This window comes from Nitrosopumilaceae archaeon AB1(1) (assembly GCA_033471095.1).
Classification (GTDB): domain Archaea; phylum Thermoproteota; class Nitrososphaeria; order Nitrososphaerales; family Nitrosopumilaceae; genus Nitrosoabyssus; species Nitrosoabyssus spongiisocia.
The window spans coordinates 280574-303047 of the sequence record CP136752.1 but is presented as its reverse complement, the minus strand read 5'-3'; the positions used below and the strand labels follow the sequence as shown (position 1 = coordinate 303047).

Annotated in this window: 21 protein-coding genes, 1 tRNA gene and 1 pseudogene; 20 read left to right on the top strand and 3 right to left on the bottom strand. The window is 34.0% G+C overall.

The window, feature by feature from the left end; genetic code table 11:
- Positions 1–2 precede the first annotated feature (2 nt).
- Positions 3–668 (bottom strand): NADPH-dependent F420 reductase, encoded by a 666-nt coding sequence (gene npdG, locus R1F52_01825; protein WOV93392.1) that lies wholly within the window; start codon positions 666–668, stop codon positions 3–5.
- 53 nt (positions 669–721) lie between these two features.
- Here npdG and R1F52_01820 point away from each other — a divergent pair, with 53 nt between their 5' ends.
- The 6 genes and pseudogenes from R1F52_01820 to R1F52_01795 all read left to right on the top strand — a co-directional run bounded on the left by R1F52_01820 (position 722) and on the right by R1F52_01795 (position 5109).
- On the top strand, positions 722–1345 hold the full coding sequence (locus R1F52_01820) for a histidine phosphatase family protein (GenBank protein WOV93391.1): 624 nt from the start codon (positions 722–724) through the stop codon (positions 1343–1345).
- A gap of 74 nt (positions 1346–1419) precedes the next feature.
- On the top strand, positions 1420–1677 hold the full coding sequence (locus R1F52_01815) for a heme transporter CcmC (GenBank protein WOV93390.1): 258 nt from the start codon (positions 1420–1422) through the stop codon (positions 1675–1677).
- Positions 1678–1680: 3 nt separating this feature from the next.
- Positions 1681–2112, top strand: a pseudogene (locus tag R1F52_01810) (hypothetical protein).
- Positions 2113–2155: 43 nt separating this feature from the next.
- Complete coding sequence (locus R1F52_01805) at positions 2156–3682, top strand: cbb3-type cytochrome c oxidase subunit I (protein ID WOV93389.1); 1527 nt, start codon at positions 2156–2158, stop codon at positions 3680–3682.
- Between the two features lie 11 nt (positions 3683–3693).
- Positions 3694–4668: a plastocyanin/azurin family copper-binding protein gene (locus tag R1F52_01800; GenBank protein ID WOV93388.1), complete on the top strand. Its 975-nt coding sequence runs from the start codon at positions 3694–3696 to the stop codon at positions 4666–4668.
- Positions 4669–4719: 51 nt separating this feature from the next.
- A complete protein-coding gene (locus R1F52_01795; GenBank protein WOV93387.1) occupies positions 4720–5109 on the top strand; it encodes a COX15/CtaA family protein in 390 nt (129 codons plus the stop codon).
- Here the strand turns inward: R1F52_01795 and R1F52_01790 are convergent.
- Positions 5080–5610 carry a hypothetical protein gene (locus R1F52_01790; GenBank protein WOV93386.1) on the bottom strand — a complete coding sequence of 177 codons (531 nt, stop codon included), beginning with the start codon at positions 5608–5610 and terminating at the stop codon, positions 5080–5082. The two genes, R1F52_01795 and R1F52_01790, sit on opposite strands and share 30 nt — an antisense overlap.
- Before the next feature lie 180 nt (positions 5611–5790).
- On the opposite strand from R1F52_01790, the gene R1F52_01785 reads away from it, so the two are divergent.
- The 14 genes from R1F52_01785 to R1F52_01720 all read left to right on the top strand — a co-directional run bounded on the left by R1F52_01785 (position 5791) and on the right by R1F52_01720 (position 21609).
- Positions 5791–5931 (top strand): hypothetical protein, encoded by a 141-nt coding sequence (locus tag R1F52_01785; protein ID WOV93385.1) that lies wholly within the window; start codon positions 5791–5793, stop codon positions 5929–5931.
- Positions 5907–6206 (top strand): hypothetical protein, encoded by a 300-nt coding sequence (locus R1F52_01780; protein WOV93384.1) that lies wholly within the window; start codon positions 5907–5909, stop codon positions 6204–6206. The genes R1F52_01785 and R1F52_01780 overlap by 25 nt, the downstream gene beginning before the upstream one ends.
- A gap of 268 nt (positions 6207–6474) precedes the next feature.
- On the top strand, positions 6475–7425 hold the full coding sequence (locus R1F52_01775) for a DNA double-strand break repair nuclease NurA (GenBank protein WOV93383.1): 951 nt from the start codon (positions 6475–6477) through the stop codon (positions 7423–7425).
- 5 nt (positions 7426–7430) lie between these two features.
- Positions 7431–8933: a DUF87 domain-containing protein gene (locus tag R1F52_01770; GenBank protein WOV93382.1), complete on the top strand. Its 1503-nt coding sequence runs from the start codon at positions 7431–7433 to the stop codon at positions 8931–8933.
- Positions 8930–9823 carry a metallophosphoesterase gene (locus R1F52_01765; GenBank protein WOV93381.1) on the top strand — a complete coding sequence of 298 codons (894 nt, stop codon included), beginning with the start codon at positions 8930–8932 and terminating at the stop codon, positions 9821–9823. Before R1F52_01770 ends, R1F52_01765 begins: the two co-directional genes overlap by 4 nt.
- A gap of 126 nt (positions 9824–9949) precedes the next feature.
- A complete protein-coding gene (locus tag R1F52_01760) occupies positions 9950–10195 on the top strand; it encodes a hypothetical protein (GenBank protein ID WOV93380.1) in 246 nt (81 codons plus the stop codon).
- Positions 10182–12698, top strand: coding sequence for an SMC family ATPase (locus tag R1F52_01755; protein WOV93379.1), 2517 nt, complete (start codon positions 10182–10184; stop codon positions 12696–12698). The genes R1F52_01760 and R1F52_01755 overlap by 14 nt, the downstream gene beginning before the upstream one ends.
- A gap of 113 nt (positions 12699–12811) precedes the next feature.
- Positions 12812–13414 (top strand): SRPBCC family protein, encoded by a 603-nt coding sequence (locus tag R1F52_01750; protein WOV93378.1) that lies wholly within the window; start codon positions 12812–12814, stop codon positions 13412–13414.
- A 58-nt stretch (positions 13415–13472) separates the two neighbouring features.
- Positions 13473–13546 (top strand) — tRNA-Lys (locus tag R1F52_01745).
- Positions 13547–13741: 195 nt separating this feature from the next.
- A complete protein-coding gene (locus R1F52_01740; GenBank protein WOV93377.1) occupies positions 13742–14701 on the top strand; it encodes a Vms1/Ankzf1 family peptidyl-tRNA hydrolase in 960 nt (319 codons plus the stop codon).
- 59 nt (positions 14702–14760) lie between these two features.
- Positions 14761–16125, top strand: a complete 1365-nt coding sequence (locus R1F52_01735; GenBank protein WOV93376.1) for a zinc-dependent metalloprotease family protein — start codon at positions 14761–14763, stop codon at positions 16123–16125.
- A 38-nt stretch (positions 16126–16163) separates the two neighbouring features.
- Positions 16164–20783, top strand: coding sequence for an FG-GAP-like repeat-containing protein (locus R1F52_01730; protein ID WOV93375.1), 4620 nt, complete (start codon positions 16164–16166; stop codon positions 20781–20783).
- Positions 20784–20843: 60 nt separating this feature from the next.
- Positions 20844–21266: a hypothetical protein gene (locus R1F52_01725; GenBank protein WOV93374.1), complete on the top strand. Its 423-nt coding sequence runs from the start codon at positions 20844–20846 to the stop codon at positions 21264–21266.
- Complete coding sequence (locus tag R1F52_01720; GenBank protein ID WOV93373.1) at positions 21256–21609, top strand: reverse transcriptase-like protein; 354 nt, start codon at positions 21256–21258, stop codon at positions 21607–21609. Before R1F52_01725 ends, R1F52_01720 begins: the two co-directional genes overlap by 11 nt.
- Position 21610: 1 nt before the next feature.
- Here R1F52_01720 and R1F52_01715 read toward each other — a convergent pair whose 3' ends face one another.
- A complete protein-coding gene (locus R1F52_01715; GenBank protein ID WOV93372.1) occupies positions 21611–22471 on the bottom strand; it encodes a fumarylacetoacetate hydrolase family protein in 861 nt (286 codons plus the stop codon).
- Between the last annotated feature and the right edge of the window lie 3 nt (positions 22472–22474).

Below are 22474 nucleotides of genomic sequence, written 5' to 3'. Positions count from 1 at the left end.
GATTATATTATTTTGATACCAGGATTTTTCAATTTATTTTTAATCATCGCATTCAAAAGTAGAGGTGTAGAGACTTCTACCATATATGCAAAATCTCCTGTTCCAATATAGATAAATCTCAATCCTTTAATCTCATTTATTAATCCATTAATGACATCTAGATTTGATTTATCTCCACACACAAAGATATCATAATTCAACTCCATGCTTGGATCTGCAAGTTTTTTCTCTGAAATTACATGAAATGCAGATACGAGTTTAGATGAATCCTTCATATATTTTTCAACCATCTTGTGTGCAGATGGTTTATTTTCCTTGAATGGTATAAACTCAAAGCCAATATCTGTTTTTATCATTGGTACAATTGGTGATACAACTAGGCAATCATCCTTTATACTTCCAAGTAAATTAGAGCATACAGCATCGATATTCTCATAAGGTATTGACAGTATCAAAACATCGCTATTCTTTGCAACGTAATTATTATCGTTTCCACTAATATCGCAAATATCTCCAAACATTTCCTTGGCCGCACGACTATACTCGTCTGCTACACTTGTGGCTCTAGATGAATCACGTGAACCAATGAGTATATCATGATTGGAGCACCATCTATACGCAAAACCTTTTCCCATTCCCCCTGTTCCGCCGATGATACCAATTTTCATATAACTGAATTTGGATAATCTTATTATTATCTCTATTTGANAATTTCAGCTACTTGAGACAAATAATATTTCTGCGTCACGGTCAGGCTTATAATAATACTAAGCGCATACTCACTGGCCGAACCGCTGGTATTTCTTTAACAGATGTTGGAAGAGAACAGGTATCTTTTGTCACTAAAACTCTACAATCCATGAATGTGTCTGCAGTTTACTCTAGTCCAATACAACGAACACAGGAGACGAGCAAGATAGTATGTGAACATAACTCTCTTACCTTTACAACAGATGATCGATTAATTGAACTTGATATGGGTCAATTTACTGGAAAACCTTACGATGAGATCTTTACAAAACATGGGAATGTTTTTCTACGATTTTACAATAACAATCCTGAAGTTGGTGAATACGGTGTTGAAACATTCAAACAAGTAAAAACTAGAATTGATGATTTACTAAATGAAAAAATCAAACAACATCCCTCTGGTAATCTATTATTTGTCACTCATATGGATCCCATAAAGACTATGATCTTCAGTACGATGAAACCTTCTGCTCAATCCTTGTATGAATTAATACTGGGAAATGCATCTCTGTCAATCTTTAACGAAGAGAATGGAGATGTATTCGCTTCTGCTATTAATGTAATGAATGAATCTAGATATTCTGATATATTGTGATATGATTAGTGTCTTTACCTAACATGCATTCTCCAAACTCTTAAATATATTTAAAATTTGTAGGCAAATAAGTAATGAATTTAAAGATGATATGTTTCGTACTTGCACTTTTAATAATTACCCCTACTATTCACAGTGTTTTTGCTGCCAGTGATGAACCAGGCCAATACTTGGATAGACGTGTAGAAATTTGGAATTTATTCTTTAGAATGATGACTATCGCATTTGTTATTGGCTCAGTTATATCCGGTACTTTGATTTGGCTGATATATCGATTCAGAGAATCACACCCAAAGGCTACTCCAACAAAATACGAAGAGATGGGTGAATAATAGTTGAGTGGACATTCCAATTGGCCTGAATGGGTGTATATCGGAGTCGTAGTAGCACTTTTAGTCTATGTAGGTGCTGAAGCTTGGAATGTAGAGAGACTAATTGAGCATATACCACAAGATGCCAAAGTAATCAAAGTTACAGGTTAACAATGGTTTTGGACTTTTGAGCATGAAGACGGTACCAAAGAGATAGGAGAACTTCATGTCGAGGTTGGCAAAGCTTACAAGTTTGAAATTACTTCAACAGATGTTATTCATTCCTTTAATATTCACGACTATGTAGTTTTACTAGACGCCGTACCTGGTAGAGTTAATACTGTATGGTTTGCCCCCGTCGAGGCAGGTGAACATGATATACAGTGCAGAGAGTATTGTGGCTTAATTCACTATAATATGCGTGGTAAATTGATTGTGGAGGATCCATCGTCTTGAATATATATTTAAGATTATTTGTGTTTAAAATGGAGAGTTTGAAATGGTTCTAGAATTACAACGCCCACGTCCAATATGGCAAATTATGTTCTCTACACATCATACCGATATAGGCCTGCTCTACATGATATCCTCAATAGCATTCTTTTTCATAGGTGGAGCTTTGGCCTTGGCTCTTCGTATAGAGTTGTTCTCTCCTGGTGCTCAAATCATCGCCGATTCTATGACCTTCAATCGTATGTTTACTGTTCACGGTACAGTTATGATATTCTTATTTTTGATTCCATTTGCAGCCGGTATTGGTAATTATCTAATTCCAATCATGGTCAGATACAAAGATATGGCATATCCAAAATTGAACGCAATTGCATTTTGGATGATTCCACCTGCAGCGGTGTTAATTCTTTTAGGATTTGCTGATTTTGGTTGGTATGCTAGTCCACCATATTCTGTGATTAGTTCACCTGCTCCTGCAGCAGACATGTGGATATTTGGACTTAAAATTCTTGGTATCTCATCAATTTTAGGTTCCATAAACTTTGTTGTAACAATTATGAAATGTAAACACCCCGACATGCCTCTTAGTAAAGCTCCATTATTTGTGTGGTCCATTCTATCAACATCATTAATTATTCTAGTTGCAATTCCAACATTTGCCGCAGCTCTGCTCATGTTACTTACAGATAGACTTGGAGTAAGCGGATTCTTCAATCCCGCACTAGGTGGAAATCCGATTGCATATGCACATTTGTTTTGGTTTACATTCCACCCAGAGGTCTATGTATTGGTGTTACCTGCAATTGGTTTTATGTATGAAATTATACCTCGATTTTCACGAAAGCCAATATTCAGTCACAGCTCTGGCGTATTTGCATTTGTACTACTCAGTATTGTAGCGTTTGCGTCTTGGGCCCATCACATGTATGCTACAGGACTCTCATTTACAGAAAAAACAGTATTCATGGTAGGAACCTTGGCAGCTGTACCTGCATCTGCCATGCACGTCTTTAACTTTTTGGCTACCATGTGGGGTGGCAGAATCAAATTTGCAGCACCCATGATGTGGTCTATTGGAGGAATTGCACTCTTTTTCTCTGCTGGTGCAGGTGGAGTTGTTAATAGTGCCATGCCACTAGACTTTGTAACTCATGACTCGTATTGGGTAGTGGGACACTTTCACCTATTTGTAATGGGCACTATAACTTTTGCCTCATTTGGTTTTTCGTATTACATGTTTCCATACATCACTGGTAGAATGTATCATGAAGGCTTGGCCAAAGCACACTTTGTTTTATCTCTTGTAGGAGCAGTAATGGTATTCTTTACACAACATGTTTTAGGATTGTATGGCATGCCACGACGCGTCTACGATTATCCTCCTATACCTGAATGGATAGCAATGAATCAGATAGCAACAATTGGTGCAATTTTATTGGCTGCCGGCACTGCGCTTTGGTTGGGTAATATGATATATAGTTCTGGTAAAGGTAAACATGCGAATATTGACGACCCATGGGGATTGGGAGGCAAATATTATTATCCATTTGCTGCCAAGAATCCACATCATTAGGTGATTATGTCATGACTCAAGAAACAAACACTGAAACAATCTATAGGACTACCCCTGGACGAACCACAAAGATGATGGTAATAATGTTGGGTCTTTGTCTTATCGGTGGAGTGATATTCATTGGTATGTGGGATTATTGGATATCTATTCCAGCACAAGGCAGTCTATTACCAAAAGAATCTACGACTTCAGATTCAGCCGGATCATCCCCTGCTGTTCAGACAGGAAAACTCATACCAATAACATTATCTTTTATAGAAAGTGATGACTTTTTGAAACTTGCATTCAATGCTCTTCCAGGAGAAGATGATAATAATCCTACAATTTATGCGAATGTCGGTGATAAAATAGAATTTACTGTTGATAACGCAGGAAGATCATTTCATTCATTTGGTGTAACTAGAGATGATTCTGGATTTGACAATATTTTTGACTCGAGCGCGATTGGTTCTGTTACAAATGCACTAAAGCCTGGAGAAGATGGGACTTCAAATTTTGTACCAGGTGAATCTGGTACCTATTATTACATTTGTACTGTTCCGGGTCATCGTGAACAAGGAATGGTAGGGGAGATTATTGTAACAGAATCTACATCTAAACCCATACAAGCAGCACCTCCTACGGGAGTTGAGCGTGAATTTGATCTAAACTTTGTAGAGAGTGATGACTTTTTGAAACTTGCATTCAATGCTCTTCCGGGAGAAGAAGGTAATAATCCTGATATTGTCGTATCCTCTGGTGATGAGGTAACGATTAATACAAGAAATGATGGTATATCTTTTCATGCTTTTGGTGTGGTAAATGATCCTGATGATATATCAAGTATCGTGTGGAATTCTGATATTGGATCAGTTGTAAATTCTATAAAACCTAGTGAAAGTGGCTCTGTTACATTTACCGCTGGAGCACCTGGTACCTATTATTACATTTGTACTGTTCCAGGTCACGCGCAACAAGGCATGAAGGGAACATTTACAGTGACATAGATCCGCGTAAAGTACCTAGCTTTAGCATCTTTGATTGTTTTGTATAGTCTCATGTTTATTGGTGGATACATCTCTGCTGCCGGACTTGGTCTGGTCTGTCCTGATTGGCCTCTGTGTCCAAATGGTATATTTCCAGGTGATGATTTTTTCATTGAATGGGTTCATAGATTAATTGCCGTATCTGTTGGTACTATGATCATTGCAACAAATGTATTTGTGTGGAAACATCAAGATTCAGAAAAGTATATCAAATTTACTAGCACTTTTGCATCTGTTTTAGTATTGACACAGATTGGTCTTGGAGCTCTTGTAATTGATTTGAAACTAGCGGCAATCTTGGTAGCCATTCATTTTGGTATTGGGATTTTACTATTCTCTATGGTGCTTCTCACAACACTCTTTGGATTTAGATTATCGCGTAAATCTAGTACTACTATTTGATCTATTTTTCTGCCATTTTGATAGATATATGTATAATAGCACTGCTAATAGCATGAGACTTCCGGTTATTATTGCTGCAAAAAAGATATATCCAAATGGTGATTGTGTACTGAGATTAAACGAATAGGTGATGATTTCTCCATTATTTCCCGCATCATGCAAATCTACCTCAAATATGTGATTTCCTGATATTTCAAAAATATAATCAAATTCTACATGTGCTCCATCAATAGAGTATGGTCCTATTGTATCAATTTGTTGGTTATTGTAAAATATTCGTATTCCGATAATAAATTTCTCCACCTCTTCATAATCTTTGTCTGTTATTCTGATTACAATTTGTGATGTCTCTCCAATATTGGGAAATTCTGGTAGTGTACCTATCTGAACCCTGTTGTTCCCTATGCTCTGCTCTGCAGAGTTGAATAAAGAGTGTGCATCTACATTTGGTATTTGTATCAACGCTACTACTATTATTAATAATGTTAGAATCCTTATCATGATGTCATCAAAATTCTAAATCTTTATACTATTTTATCTCTTTTCAACTTTGTTGTGTGGTATACAAGGATTCGTAATATCCATTCTTACAAGAATAAACACCAATCCACCATGATCTGCCTTTTCTACTTGATGCGAATAAATCATTAATTTTAAATAGGTCTCTAACATATACATTACATGGAAGACAAAATGTGGAGCGATACTGAACGTATTTCTATGGAACAATTTAAAAAAGATATTCATAATAATGCTAAACCTGACAAAAAGTTCAACAGTGTCGAAGAGGGTTTAAAATGGATGAAAGAAATACGAAAATAATATGGAAGATAATCTATTACCCAAACGAGTTTGATCCTAAATCCGATAAAACACAAACATTTAATGATAATTTTGCGTCTATAAGCGAAGATGATGCTGATTTTTGTAATTCTATCATTAGCAGCGTTTACGTTCTTGTTACGGATTTTTCTCAAAAAAATATAAAATTTTGTGATATGCACTTTGTAAAGTATATGAGTAAATATCAATTATCAATTTGGATAGATGTGAATAATGAAACATTTAATGTTAAATTTATAAAATATGAACCTTGAAAGAGATTTAGTAGCTTACAATATCTATCAATATTTTCAACTGGATTTATTTTCCATATATTTTCAACTGGATTTATTTTCCATAAATTTTCACTAAACTTGTAAAATGAATCAAATTATTGATCAACTTGACTATATGATCATAGCATAAACTGTGTCTTGTCTAATACAAAACTGATAAAATTACAGTTTATGGCGCTTGATATATTGACAAGATGGTACCACAACAATCATGAATATGTACAGTTAACTCGATGAGATCATTTCTATGTCTAAAAATGATACTACAAGTCCACTACCATGGCTATCTGACGAACTTGATACTCTACAAGATTTCTCCGAGCCAAATATCATGCTACGATTTAGTAATATAGAGAAATCATATAATCTAATTGGCGGTACCAAAAGATATGTATCTGCAATAGATTCTTCCTCTATAATACTTGGTAAGACATCTACCTCGATAATGTTTGCTGTAAAATCTACCATAGTATTTCCTGATCGAGTAGAAAGATTTGGTCCTTTGACATTTTGTATCTCAGAGGATAATAAACAAAATTGGTATGATCATTTTATAAAAAAAATATTTCGACTTACAAAACAATACTATGCCCCTCCTTTCTTTCGAATGCACAATACAATCCGTGAATTTTTAGAGCGTATGACTCAACTATATGTAGCAAATCATGTGTCTAACTCTATAATTCTGTGGGATGGTTCCCTTGGTACCGGAAAAACACGCTTTATAGTTCCTGATGAACTATTGACCAAACTATTGTGCACAGCTAAACAAAAGAGTAATAGTGTCATCGCTGTATCAAAAACCACTAATATGTTACTATCTTCTGGACAACCTCTATTATCAAAATTAGATCATATGTCAGGTCCAATAGCGATTGATCTAACAAATCAGATGCCGACCTCTGAAGCTGCCGGATATGATATACTTGGCAGTACATTTGCAACTAAATTTACACAAAGGGGTACTCCTTTTCGAGTTGATATTGACGAGTCTAGTTCTCCTGACACATTGAGTGATTTGACCTCTAGCATATCATTTATTCACGGATATCCAGTACCCTTGCGTAATGCTCATGTATATGCCAAAATTGTTCCTACTATTGCACTTGCATGTCAAAAGATGCTTGTATCTAAATCAAAGACCCCTCTAGTAAAATCGCCAAATCTTCATAAGACATTACTGTTTCCGTATGGGTAGTTACTTTGCAAATTTACAAGATAAAAGGTGATAGGATACTCTTGATACACGGCTCTCAAGAGAGTGTAGAGGTAGGTCAGAATCTCAAGATTTGGGATGAAGAAAAAAAACGTGGTGTTTTAGTACAGATAATTGAAACACAACTGACAGACATTCCTGGAATGCTTGAGGATTTAATACGAAATGAGAGTATACCGAGTGATAAAATAACTACAAACATGCCAGATGATCTTGGTCAATATATTAACGATGTTCGAGATACTAAAATTATAATCACAAAGATTCGTAAAGAGATCTCTAATGATGATGTAATTTCTTGGACTGGTTGGATACCTGATAGGCGCTCAAGCGTGGAACCAATTAATGATGAATGGCTTATGACCAAACTTGATATTGGAAAAAACTACCCAATTCATGTAGGTAATACCATATCTGATCAAACTCCTCTGAATCTAAGTGCATACGACATTCAAGAGGGTGGAACATGTGTAATTATTGGTAAAAAAGGTACAGGGAAATCACATGCAGCCAAGATCATCTTAAAGGGATTACTGAATCATGGAGCAAAATGTATTGTATTTGATATCAATGCTGAATACTCTCAACTAGATAAATCCTCAACAGACTCTAAAATTAATAATTTGAATCCTGGATATAATTTACAATTCTTGCTAGAGTATATTGGCTTGGATGTGATTAGTGATGTATTGCGCAAATCTCTGAAAAGCTCACAACCATCATTATATGAATTGTCTAGAGCATGGAAGGGATTAAAACGTAATAACACTCCAATCACACTTGACACAATATTGTCATCACTTGATAGTATGGATGTACGTGGTGGTGTGAATAAAGCAATACTACACGCCCTTGAGAGGCGCTTTGAGGGACTAAAGAAGACAAATTTAATCACCGACGAGGCTGATCGTGCAACTACACTTGAGAATGAATTGAGAAAGATTCCAAATGGTGGTGCACTAGTCTTTAATTTACGTGGCAGATCCTCTGAGACTGTAAATATAGTAGTCTCTACAATACTTACCAAATTATCCAACCTACTAGAACATGACATCAATCATGATCCGGTATTTCTTTTTGCCGAAGAGGCTCACATGTACATTGGTGAAACTGATTGGGATAATATCATCACTCGTATGCGTCACTTGGGAACCTTTCAATTTTATATTACCAACACTCCATCCACGCTGCCAGAAACACTAATTCGTCAGACTGATAATTTGTTCTTGTTTAATTTACAAAATGATGAAGACTTTGCATACATGACAAAAGCGATAAGACTTGATCGTGAAACCACCACCGCGATAGGTAAAACACTACCGCCTGGGACATGTCTTGTGATTGGAAATGCGACTAGAGAATTTCCATTTGTGATTAAAACTGTAAAGCTAGATGATGCAGCAGGTGAGACTCGTAGATTCTTCTACAAAGATGACTCTCAAAAACCAAAATCTAATACAAAACCTAAACATGGAGAATTTTCACTTTGATAATAGCGCACGTCTCTGATACACATTTGGGGCGACGTGTATCGTCTAGTCGTCGTGGAATAATTAATAATGAAACAAGGGTGATTGAATCTGATTTTTATGATTCATGGGAACAATTCATAGATCTAGTAATTGAGGAATCACCTGATATTATTTTACACAGTGGTGATTTCTTTGATACGCCTGATGGAAATGATCGTAATCCTCCACCAGAGTATGCACGAAGAGTAGCTGCCAAATCTTTTAAGAGATTAGAGAGATTTGGCATTCCATTTGTAATAATTGATGGTAATCATGGTAGATACACAGAGTATCGAAGTTCTACTTTGAGTAGTTTTGATGATACTATATCAAATTTTTTTCTTTTCTCTCACTATGATCTTCGTGATGCCATTAGGGAACAAAGACCACTGTATCGTGATTTTCAAGATCTAAACTTACGTGTTATAGCACATCCTGCATTAGATCTTCGAACAATGCACTCCCTTGGCATTGAACAATTCTATCATGATTGGATAAAGATACAAACCTCTAGTATATCCCCTGATATGATTAATGTGGGAATTGCTCATGGTGCAGAGAGATTCGATACGTTGAGTCCTGAATTTCTCAAGGGAAATTTTCATTATATTGCACTTGGTGATATACACACAATGGAGCAGGTATCAAAACATGCTTGGTACTCTGGCTCCACTGAAAGATGGGTCTTGGACGAATATGATCGTGAACATGGATATCTTTTGGTAAATGTTGAGAAAGAAAAAGCATACCCGAGTATAAGTAGGCGATTTTTAAAACTTGATAGAAAAATCTTAAGTGAACATATCAAACTTGAACAAAATTATACAGACACAGTCATCCAATCTCGAGTTGATGATATCTATCGTTGACATGGATTAAATGAGCAGTACAATCCTAAAACCGCTGCACGAGTTCGAATTATTCTAGATGGAGAATTTAAATTTGGATTTAATTTTGAACTAGGACGTGTTGAATCATATCTGAGAGCTAAATCCTTGGATTCGAATTCTGTAAATGTGGCAGAATTTATCCTTCAAAAACCTAAATCTGTAAAGGAATCGGCTGATAGTTTGAATGACCCTATTGGAAATATTGAATATCTAATTGCCGACCCTGAAAAAGAATTTCATGAATATATCACTACTAGAAGACAAGATACTCTAAATGATGAAAAACTAGATCCCAAACTATTATCAAAAATCTTTGCAGAAACTTTGGTGGATAATTTTGAAGATACTTAAAGTCGAAATTAATAATTTTAAATCTTTTGACAAAGTAACCCTGCCTGAATCAGGTTACCTACGAGATGGTCTCTTTTTAATTAGAGGTGATAATTCTATGGGAAAAACTAGTTTTATGGAAGCAATGTTGTGGTGTATACTTGGAGATAAAATCATTTCTGGTCATAAAAGTTTGTTTGTTCGTCAAGGACAATCAAGTTGCAGAGTAGATGTAACGTTTGAACTTGAAGATAACATCTACAAGGTTGTGCGAAAAATCATATCTAGAAAGAGTAAAAAATCAAATTCCGATTTAGAATATCCTGTTGATGCAAGTCTTTCAAAGCAGAATGGTGATACATTTTCTATTATGTATAATGGTGTAAGGAGAGTTAATAGTGAGATTCAAAATCTTTTAGGACTTAGTGATGAGGATATCCTGAAAACAGTCTATGTAAAACAGAAAGAAGTTGATAGTTTGGCTACTGCAGAACCTGCAAAGCTACGTACACTAGTTACATCTTTGTTTGGATTGGAAGCATTTGATGATATAATTAAACGACTCAAAGATAGAATTATCAACATTACTGAATCCATAAATAACTTGTCTAGGGACGTTGGCCGTCTTGATATAGAACAAAATGAACTCGGCAAGCAAAAACATCGGGTAACAGAAATACAAGCAAATCTTGATGAAATTAACAAGCAGGTTGCTGAATCCAAACATCTCAAATCACAACTTTTTGACCTTGAGCGACTACGAATAATTACTCATAATGTGGGAATTATTGATGACATTAGTAACAAACTGCAGATACACGAAGAGAAGATTAAATCTCAAAGGGCACAGACACAAAACAGACAATCTAGAATTGAATCACTTGAGAGTGAAATTTCAACCCTAGATGAGGAAATTACTACCATAAATGATTTAGTAAATAGTTTGATGGATGAGAACAAGCTGCGTCACATTGATGATATAAATAATGACATCCTAAACATTACAGAACAAATTATTAATCAACGCAAGAAAATTAATGTGGAACTGGAATCTTTGAGTTCTGAATATATCTTACAATTAATAAAACAAATGCACACTAAAATTACTACATTAACTAAAGAACAATCACTCATGAATGAAACATTAAATCAATTAAGACAAACACATACTGAGGAGAAACTTCTTGTATCTATGAAACACGAAAGTCTAGATTATATTAAAAATCATGAAAAATGTCCTGTCTGTGAACGTGATATGATGGGGGAGAATTCTACTTTTGCTAAAATCAAATCTTCACATGAATCACACAAATCTAAAACATTAAAATTGAATGATGAAATTATTCAGTTGGAAAAACAAATCGATACCATTAATCTAGATATTTCTGATAAAAATAATATACGTGATTCACTAGATAGATTAACTGAACCAATAGATACACTTGAGCAAAAAAAATCTAATCTGCATTCGACTCTTGAATCATATGACGTTGATACGATTGATGCTCTGCTCTCAAAGATTGGAAATATCTCAATCTCTGAGGCCATAGATCAAAGACGTAAATCTGAGAACAAATTGAGTGTTAAACAAGAATTAATTCAGGCAAAACGTCAAAATTTAGAGGAGGAACGCTCCCAATCTACTAGTGGAAGGACAGACATTGAAGAGTTGGAGTTAGAAAAGACACAATTAAATGATCAAAAGGTATCTGCAAATAAGGATATTCTCAAACAACTCAAACCATATTCTAGTCTTGATGAATTATTAAAACAGTTCTCTTGCTCTAGTATAGCAGAACTTGAAAATAATCACAAAATCTATGATGCCAAAATATCAGAGCAGACCAAACAAAAAACATCTACTAAAAATCAACTAGATGAGACACTTGTAGATTTTGTAGATAGAGAAGATTGTATAAAATCACTGGTCTTACAAAAAAAGAAACTTGAAAATTCTAAAAACAAATTACGCCATATGAAATTTTTAAAGGGTGAAATTAACGGATTCCTTTCTATTCATGTGATAGAAGGTAAAATTGTAGAAATTTTAAAGGAAGCTACAAATCATTATCTATTACCATTTAGTAATAGAAGATATCGTGTTCATGAATTTCGCTCCATTTCTAAACGTGTTAAAGATATGGAATCACATGGTTTAGAGATTACTCTATTTGATGAACATGATAATATGATGAGAACAAAGACACAGATAAGCGGTGGTGATGAAACTGCATTAGGTCTTGCACTGAGACTTGCAATATCTAAAATCATGGGTCGTATACGACCATTTAAAAATTCTGAAACTCATCCTCCTCTAGTAAATATGATACTTCTTGATGAGCCAATGGGAAGTCTTGATGTTCATAGACGACGTGAACTGATGAATATACTAGTCTCAGATGCAAGTTTCAGTCAGATATTCCTCATTACTCATACTGATATTGATGTTGGGGACTCTCATAGCATTCAGGTATCTAGCACTAATCGAGATAAACAACTTGAATTTACCCCTATGCAGGTGTGATTCTATCATTAATCACTAGTATCCTCTAGTGGCATATTCTTTTAATAATATGATATAGAGTAATTACATCTCTGAATAAACCCTTAAATTATGATCCTAAAATTTGTCCAATATTGACAAATATCACTAAATCAATAGATATTAAATCTCCAATTGATACTGTTTTTACCTACTTTGCACGTCCTGAGCACGTATCTGATCAGATGACAGACAAGGGTATTGGCATGACTGTAATTCCAATGGATATTAAAGAAGGTATGGGCGTTGGTACAACATTTAGAATAATTGGTGATTTTAGTGGTAAACGTCTAGAATGGGATTGTGAAACTACAGAGTTTATTCGTGAAGAAAAAATCTCTGCAAAAATGATTGAAGGTCCATTTAAGAAATGGTCGATAACCACATCATTTACACCACTAAGTGAAAATCTTACCAAAGTTAGTATGAGTGTGGATTATGAAATGCCATTTGGTCTTTTAGGTAGTATTGCAGACAAGGCAAAGTTTGCAAAATCTGCTGCACGTGGTATGGAAACTGCTCTGTTTAAGGTTCGTGGTCTATTGGAAGGTAATGGTTCCATTCCAGTATACATCACACTAGATTCTTATCAAAAACTATTATCTGAAAAGAAAAAGATGAATAATGTACCAGTATCAGTTGTACTTAATTCGATCTTGGACAATTATGCCAAAGTTAAAGTAGAACCATCTGCATAACATATATTTTTAATTTTTCTACATACGAATAATAATCACTCTTCATTTGATAATTTGTGGGTCTATAGCGCAGCCAGGTAGCGCACCGGACTCTTAATCCGGCTGTCGAGGGTCCGAATCCCTCTAGACCCGCCTCAATTATTAATTTGAAATTCTGTTATAGACAACTATACACTTGACACCATTATCTGGAATATTCCTTTATACTATATCGTATTACAATGTGTATTGAAGAGATCAAATACGAATCAAATATCTCCAAATGAGTGGTATAAGCTAAACAGCTTTGTACGGGATCTGAGGTCTGTGAAGACCCGCTGTATCTCTGTGTATTATCCACACAGACATGAGGCAGAGATTGTATCTTTACTAAAAAAAACAAAACGTGATGTAGTAGCTGAGAAGATAGAGTCACTCATTGAAAAAAAGATTATAAAACTTCAAAAAGAATTAGAAAGTGAAACACAACTAGTTAACACTCTGTGCGTATTTGGATGGATGGATAAAGATACAGTAAAAATCAAATATGTTACTGTCTCTAAAAAATTACCATACATCTACATGTTGAGTAAAAAACCATACGTAAAACCTTTCAAAGATATCCTAAAGGTGGACTATAAAGTAATGGTTGTGATCGTGGATAGTAAATCTGCGCGGCTAACTTTACTACAAGGAAATAAAGTAATAGATGAGACTAGAACTTCAATACACTTGATTGGAAGGCATAGAAAAGGTGGACAGAGTCAGGGAAGATTCTTGAGAGCTAGGCAAACCAAGATTCATGTCTTTTTTAAAAAGGTAGCAAAGAAAGTACTAGAGATATACTCTGATGATGTAGATATCATATTTCTAGGTGGAAATGGTCAGGCAAAGATGAAGTTTCACGATGAGCTTGATCCCAAAATTATGAAAAAGTGTAGATTTGTGGATACGATATCACTTTCCACACCACCAGTAGAGATTCATAAAAAACTCATACCTAGTCTATACACGTATAGGAAAAAATATGTCACAATAATGCTTGAACAATTTGAGAAAAAGGTAAAGAGTGGCAAAACAGCTAGAAAAAACCCTGTAATTAAAAGAGCACTTGCTAAAGGAGCCGTTGAAACATTATTTGTCTCCGCTCAATATCGTTCAAACCCACAATATTTGGATATACTCAAGATGTTGGAGATGGCCGAAAACACCTCTGCTAGAGTTGAGTTTGTAGTAGCACCTAATCTTGTTAAAAGACTCCAATTATATGATTCAGTACTAGCCACACTAAGATATCGTTTTAAGTAAAGTGTTTTTATCTATTAATAGTAATATAGTATAAATTAAAACACTGTGAATCATTTGTATTGCCTACTTTGTATATCCTGACATACACAATAACAATACTCTTACTTGTTGGATTTTTCGGACTCGTTTTATCTGACAGTGCTTATGCTGTTCCATTAGATAATCACACCGTTACTAAATTATCCCCTGATACTATTGGTGGTTACTTTAACATACTTGAGAAACTTTACATCAACGGCTCTACCTCTTACGAATATCATTTATTTGTTGAAGGAAATAAATCTCATACACAACAAATCCCTTATACTCTAGAATTTAGTTTGCCGCCAACTGATCTATTTGATATGTCAGGTAATTACGTTACAGTTGTTTTGAAGACCAACCCTGATAATTCTTCACAATTGTTGCAAGCCAAGTCTATGTCCCTTGATACTATTCTCTCCAAACCTGCATCTCTTACGATAGATGGAAGCAGACTAACTACAACTCAATTAGATCATGTTACACTATTCACTAAATTTGCTAATACTACAACTCCATCTAATGATGCATCTTGGTACGAATCTCTCTTTTATAACCAATCTACTTCCTTGTATAATTATTTTGTACATCATTCATACAATAAAACACTTTTAAAAAATAATGGTATAATAGATTGGTTTAACACAACTTTACCGAATACTAAATCTTATGATACATCCTTTGAAATACCAATTCTTTACAATACTATAATAAATGAATACTTTTCAAGAAATCTAACACTATATGGTGCTGATAATATAAAATATAATGATCGCTCTGAAAAACTATATTACAATAATACACATGATGACATTGATGTAATAACTATAATCACCAACGATGTTTTTGAAACGGGTATTGGTGGCATTGCATATCTTAGTCCAAGACAAATATGTGATAGTTCTAATGTATGCGGTTTTGTTTTTATAAATATTAATACTCATGTTTCTCTTCAACGAGGCTCTTTGGGTCAATTTTCTGTTGTTGCACATGAGCTTGGTCATAATTTAAATTGGCGACATTCGCCACCACCATTACCACTACGAACATATGATGATCCGTGGTCTTTAATGAGTGATTCATATACTACAACTGGCACTGTTGGCATAATTGGTTTTAACAAATATCAATCCAATTGGATTGAACACTCTGATGTTCGCATAGTTTTGAATAATAATCTTGACACATTCAAGTTGACATACCTTGGTGAGAATACAATTGTAAATGATACCTACAAACTTGCAATCATTCCGTTTGGGACAAATGGTGAATATTATACACTTGAAGCTAGAACGCCATCTGTATTTGACAAAACGCCTTTTAATACTACTGGATTAGTTTTGTATAGTTACAATCCCTTTGGACAAATTAATACTGATGATTCTACATCCCCATATCTTTAGTTCCAGTTACCTCTTTTCCTCTTGCTAGTTTATGGTATTTGGGACAATCTCAATCATATAATGGTGTTAGAAATATTACAATTACTAATGTAAATATTACTGCTGATTATATCGAAGTCGAAATTACCAATTCTGAATTATATCCTCTTCTTACTACTATAAACACGATAACAACAATTGATAATAATAATATCTCTCTTTCTGATTTTGATAGATTTGGCTCTTCCATTGCATATGGTAATATTAATAATGATTCTGCACTAGATTTAGTGATAGGATCGCCATATAGTGATGTAGGTGGATCTAATTCTGGTTCAATACATGTTGTTTTATCTCAATCACAATCTAATACATTTGCAATAGATTCCACTGTCACAATTGATAGTAGTAGTATATTTAGTTCTGCGAATTCTTCATTATTTGGAGATTCTATAGTGAACATAGGTGATATTGATGGTAATGGTATTGACGAATTTTTAGTTGGTTCCCCTGAATTTAACGTTACAGGAGCTGCCCATATTCTTTTTTTCAACAAGGATGCTAGTATTAATCATACAGTGACTATTAATAATGATACTATGAATGGACCCAATCTGTCTCGTAATGATTATTTTGGTGGAGCTGTTGCAAATATTGGTGATCTAAATAATGATGGATTCTCTGATCCTGTTATTGGAGCTGATGAAACCTCTGGACTTGGAGCACTGTATGTCTTTTTTATGAATGGTAGTAGTATACTTTCTAATTATAGAATTGATAATAGTACTGTTAACACATTAGATCTTAGTATTAATGGTTATTTTGGTTCATCAGTAACTACAATGGGTGATCTCAATCAAGATGGAATTGTTGATCTGGCAGTCGGCTCTGTTAATGATGGTACTGCAGTACCTAACTCTGGGTCAGTCTATATTCTATTTATGAATAATAATGGATTTGTCAAATCCACTGCTAAAATCACTGATTCCACCCCTAATGGTCCTCAATTGTCCTTTAGTGACTGGTTTGGACGTTCTTTAGTGAATGTTGGTGATCTAAATGGTGATGGTATAAATGATTTAGCCGTTGGAGCAGTAAATAGCATAATAATAGCTAATTCTTTTGATTTATCTGGAATTGTATATGTCTTATTTTTAGACACTGATGGAAGTGTGAAATCCTCTACAATATTATCTCCATCTCACACTCATGAAGAATATTCTCACTTTGGTAAATCCATGGCTATTTTGAATATTGATAATACTGGTGTAGAAATTGCTATAGGTGCAAATGGAGGTGATATTGGTGGTATGAGTAGAGGCTCTGTCTACATATTGAATATAACAAAAATCCCTTTTCTTAAATCTACAATTACATTATCTTCAAATGTAACCTCTAATTCACTTGTACAACTAATCATTACATTCGATAAACAACCATTTGGATTTGATCAATCAGATATTTTAATCACAAATGGAATGATCAACTCTTTTATTAAACTCAATGATACTACATTTGCTGTTGACATTTTACCAATATCAATTAATGATGCCGTATTTTTACATGTAATTGAAAATAGTTCAACTGATGGTGATGGATACAATAACATTGAATCAAATAATTTTACAATAACTTATGATACGATTCCACCTATTGCAACCTTGACATTAAATTTTTCCAACATTGTCAACAAATCCTATGTGGATATAATAGTTAATTTTTCTAAACCTGTATTTAATTTTACAAATTCATCTATTTCAATTATCAATGCAAATATTACAAATATTACCACCATAAATTCTCAACAATTCGTTCTAACAATTTTACCATCTAGTACTGGTAATGTCTATGTTTTTATCATCGCAAATTCTACCACATCTCGTTTTGGAGTCACAAATAACGCATCAAATATAGTTACTTTCTTTCATGATTCAGAACCACCAACCATTGATAATGTGATTCTTGATGAGGGAATTGGTGTATTGAGTATTACCTTTAGTGAAACATTAACTCCGTTTGTGAATCAATCTAGATTATTCATTAGTGAATTTAATTCATCAAATCAGATATCATTATCCAATACTAATACTAGTATTGTAAATTCAACATTGACATTCTACTTGAATGAGACTCGGCGACAGAATATAATTTCACTTGATACTCCACAATTGGATCTATTGAGTGCTACAGTGCAAGACCTAACGGGAAATTTTATCAATACAATATTAGATTATAATTTCACTCTAATAATTCCAGATACTATATCACCTGTTGTAATTATTAATACCACATCGACAAATTTTACTAGCAACTATCCAATTACACTTGATATATTATTCAGTGAGACTTTGTCTAATTCTACTTTTATGCCAACAGTACTAAATGCAACTTTTGAATTTATCTCAAACACTACACTATCTCTAACTCCAACTATACGTAATGGAACTATTATGGTAGTGATTCCGGCAGGCATTGTTCAAGATACATCGAACAATTCTAATCTTGAATATGTATTTACTATAATTTATGTCGCTAGTGTGATTCCTAGTATAACTAGCCCATCGAATCCTTCTTCCAACTCTACCACTTGGTTTGTCTCTTCATCTGATAATGCTGTAAATACTACTTGGCAGTGGTTTACCACAGATATAAATAACAATTGTGCATTTGTATCGTCAAATAATATCAATCAATATGATGAAAATTCTGTATTGATATTTACATCCAATACACTCAATACTCAAAAAGTTTGTTTCTCTCTTACTGATGATAATAATCTAACCACATTTCATGAATCCGAGTCGATTATTCCTAGTCCAAATATCATAATAAACACAAATAATTCTATAATACTGTCAGAGACTGATTCATTTTTAGACATTCAGGTAAGACCAGACACCATAAATCATACGATTCAATATAATACATCTGCCCAAAACACTACTCTTGCCGGTTTTAATTTCATATCTAATGTATCTGACACTGTAAATACTTTGGTTGGTTTAAGTCTATTTTCATCTACCAATGTGACTGTCCCTTCTAGTTTTTGGAATGGAACTTTTAATCTTCCAAAGATTGTGGATGTAATAATTCCTAGTATTACCTCTAATGTTACTATAAATAATATAATAAATACAACCACATTGACCTTTGCAGATATATTTGCAGTCAGTATGGGGGCAGATTCCAGCACACTTAATTTCTCACAACCTGTAAAACTTGTATTCAACACTACTGCTCAAAATTTAAGCGTATTTAATCAACAATCAAATCAAAATCCACAATTAATTAATCACGTCTGTCAATCAAACGATATCAATTCTGTACATACATTTCTAACTACCAATCAAATTCAAGAGTGTTATATTTTATCTAATACTGGGATTACAATATGGACTCTACATGCTACTAATTTTGGATATTATACACTAGTATCTGATACATTACTTACAACAATACCTCAAATTACACCTACTCCTGCCACATCTGCCATTCCTATATCTAGTAGTGGTGGAGGCGGAGGCGGAGGCGGAGGTGGCGGTGGTAGTAGTAGTGCAAATGTGTTAAATTCTGGTATCACTGGAGATTTTAGTATTTACAAAGTGACATGGGATATAATAGATAATAATCGAATATTACAAATATTTACAAAACAGGATTCAAATATCTTGCCTAGTGTATCTGTTCGTAGTTCTAGTTTGGGTGTTCAAAGTGCAACACTAGTATCTGGTAAGATCGGTGATTCTACTCTTACATTTGAGGTATCCCTTGATCTTAAAGATATTTTTGTCTCAATCACGGCTGATAATGTGGTTGGCAGACAAGTATTGAGTATAAGAAAAACAATCACACTCACTGAAAACCCTGATGAAATAATCTTTGATAATCCTCCTACCAAATTACCATCTCCTCCTACCAAATTACCATCTCCTCCTGCCAAATTACCATCTCCTCCTGCACCTCCAATCATATCTCAATCTAAACCAATCATGATTAAAAATTCCTCTTCTACTCTGATTGATGACTTTGTTGACACACTAATCATTAAGAAAGGTAATATCGTTCTATCTGATATCACATCACGAAAATCATTGTATGATAATTTTGCATTAGTTTATCATGGAATATCTGATCAATATGTCACAACTCTTTTGATACAGTCTGATAATCGTATTATAGCATTGCTTCAGATATCCCACACTGATGAGCTAATAAATTCTGCAAGAGCTGTATCTTTGGTTGATAGTATCACCATACAATCATCTAATCACGCACTAAAATCCATAGATGGACCTACTAGTATTGATGTGTCCTCTGGTCTAGACTCTAATCCTCTCAAGATGCGACATCAGGATGATACCTCGAAACTCATACTGTCTGATCCAATATCTGAATTTTTAGATTCTATTACTATACATAATTTAAACACTCAGAAGCAACCTACAAAATATTTTATTTTACAAAATTATATCATCACAGATAATACATTTACCATAATTGGATTCTCTGATAGAACAGATACGAATGATTCCAATAATGATGTTAATATCATTTTTGAATTTGTATCTAACAATGATTCCATAAATAGAGTTCGAGCAGTTCAATTGGGTGGTGATAAAATTATGATTAATGATGTACCTTTGGACTCAACTCCTGAATTAAATGTTACATACCCATAACTTGAATAATGATATATCTAAATTTTAATCATGAATAATAGATACGTGCGTTATATTCGTTTGAACCAAAATATTTTTTTTGGATTCATTGCATCATTTATCGTATCTGCTCTAGTCACACAACTATTTTCAGAATCATCTAGTGAACTTAATGCAACTATCGCACTAGTTGCTGATTTTATTGTATACTATACTGTCTTTGTAACCTTGCATTGGTATGTGAATAAAAAATTATACTATACATCTAATGGTACCATTAATAGACAGAAATTTTATAAAGATATTACCGGTACTATCCTATCTCTTGGTATCGGAGAGGTAGCATACGCTGCTACGCGATGGTATCTACAACACTATCTTCTAACTATGGGTGTAGAGCCTTATCATACGTCCATCTTTGCACAGCTAATTGCCACGGTAATCTACTTTGGGATAGTTAATCTTATAATTTGGGCTAGTAAAATCTACAAACATGAAAACTGAGATATATGTAGATGGTTCTGGTGGTAACAATTCTGGGTATGGATATTATGTTAAAAGTACTGGTGATACCTTTTATGAAAAAAAACCTGGCATTACAAATAACGACGCAGAATACATGGCTATAATATCTGCACTAGAAAAATTTCACGGTGTCGACAATCTTGTAATTTATAGTGATTCTAAAAATACTATTTACCAACTAAATCATGATTATGCAATTAATGCTCCGAATCTACGATTACTTGCACAAAAAGCTTGGTCTCTAATTGCTACATGTAAAAATATTGAATTAAAATGGATACCGCGCAAAGAAAATCTTGCAGGTAAAATGTTGGGTAGTTGATTTAAATTATTTTTACTATATTCTCTAGTATTCCTAAATCTTGAATCTCCATTCTAATTTTATCACCGTGTTTTAAAAATTCTACATTTGGATTATTCAATGCAACTCCTGTTGGAGTACCTGTAGATATGATATCTCCTCTCTCCAAAGTCATCACTTGACTTAGTTTAGATATCATATCGTATGTTTTGATATGTGCTTTGCTTGTGGAAGAGTTTTGCCTAATGTCTCCATTCACAAACGTCTTCATACTCAACATATCTGGATCTATAATTTCATCTGCCGTTGTAATGTATGGACCACAAGGGGCAAATGTATCGAAACCTTTACCACGTGTAAACTGCCCATCGCCAAATTGAATTTCTCTAGAGGATGCATCATTCATTATCGTATATCCAAATATTACCTCCTTTGCTCTGATGGCATCGATGCTCTTGCACATCTCCCCAATTATCACTCCAAGTTCAATCTCATAATCTAATTTTCTGGCAAATTTTGGACATACTAAATCTGAATTTGTACCCGTGAGTGTGGTTTTAGGTTTTATCACTATGGCAGGATCATCTGGTGGTATCATATTTTGATCAGATGCATGATCTGTGTAATTAAATGCAACACAAATAATTTTTGAAGGGTTTGCAATAGGGGCAAGTATTGTGTATTTGTCTAATCTAGTCTTCTCTGTTATATCTGAAATCTTGTCTTTAATTTCATTGTACCAACCATCAAACATAAAGTCCTTTATATTATCTGGAATTGGTATTCCTGTCTCATCTACTATCTGACTCTTTGTTAAGATATAATCCCCAACTACTATCCCATACGTCTCTAGTTTGTCATTTTTTATTCTACAAATTTTCATAAA

Excerpts from the sequence above, each read along its gene's own strand:
- npdG (WOV93392.1), bottom strand. The coding sequence starts at position 668 with ATGAAAATTGGTATCATCGGCGGAACAGGGGGAATGGGAAAAGGTTTT.
- R1F52_01815 (WOV93390.1), top strand. The coding sequence starts at position 1,420 with ATGAATTTAAAGATGATATGTTTCGTACTTGCACTTTTAATAATTACC.
- R1F52_01805 (WOV93389.1), top strand. The coding sequence starts at position 2,156 with ATGGTTCTAGAATTACAACGCCCACGTCCAATATGGCAAATTATGTTC.
- R1F52_01800 (WOV93388.1), top strand. The coding sequence starts at position 3,694 with ATGACTCAAGAAACAAACACTGAAACAATCTATAGGACTACCCCTGGA.
- R1F52_01795 (WOV93387.1), top strand. The coding sequence starts at position 4,720 with ATGTTTATTGGTGGATACATCTCTGCTGCCGGACTTGGTCTGGTCTGT.
- R1F52_01790 (WOV93386.1), bottom strand. The coding sequence starts at position 5,610 with ATGATAAGGATTCTAACATTATTAATAATAGTAGTAGCGTTGATACAA.
- R1F52_01785 (WOV93385.1), top strand. The coding sequence starts at position 5,791 with ATGGAAGACAAAATGTGGAGCGATACTGAACGTATTTCTATGGAACAA.
- R1F52_01780 (WOV93384.1), top strand. The coding sequence starts at position 5,907 with ATGGATGAAAGAAATACGAAAATAATATGGAAGATAATCTATTACCCA.
- R1F52_01775 (WOV93383.1), top strand. The coding sequence starts at position 6,475 with ATGTCTAAAAATGATACTACAAGTCCACTACCATGGCTATCTGACGAA.
- R1F52_01720 (WOV93373.1), top strand. The coding sequence starts at position 21,256 with ATGAAAACTGAGATATATGTAGATGGTTCTGGTGGTAACAATTCTGGG.
- R1F52_01715 (WOV93372.1), bottom strand. The coding sequence starts at position 22,471 with ATGAAAATTTGTAGAATAAAAAATGACAAACTAGAGACGTATGGGATA.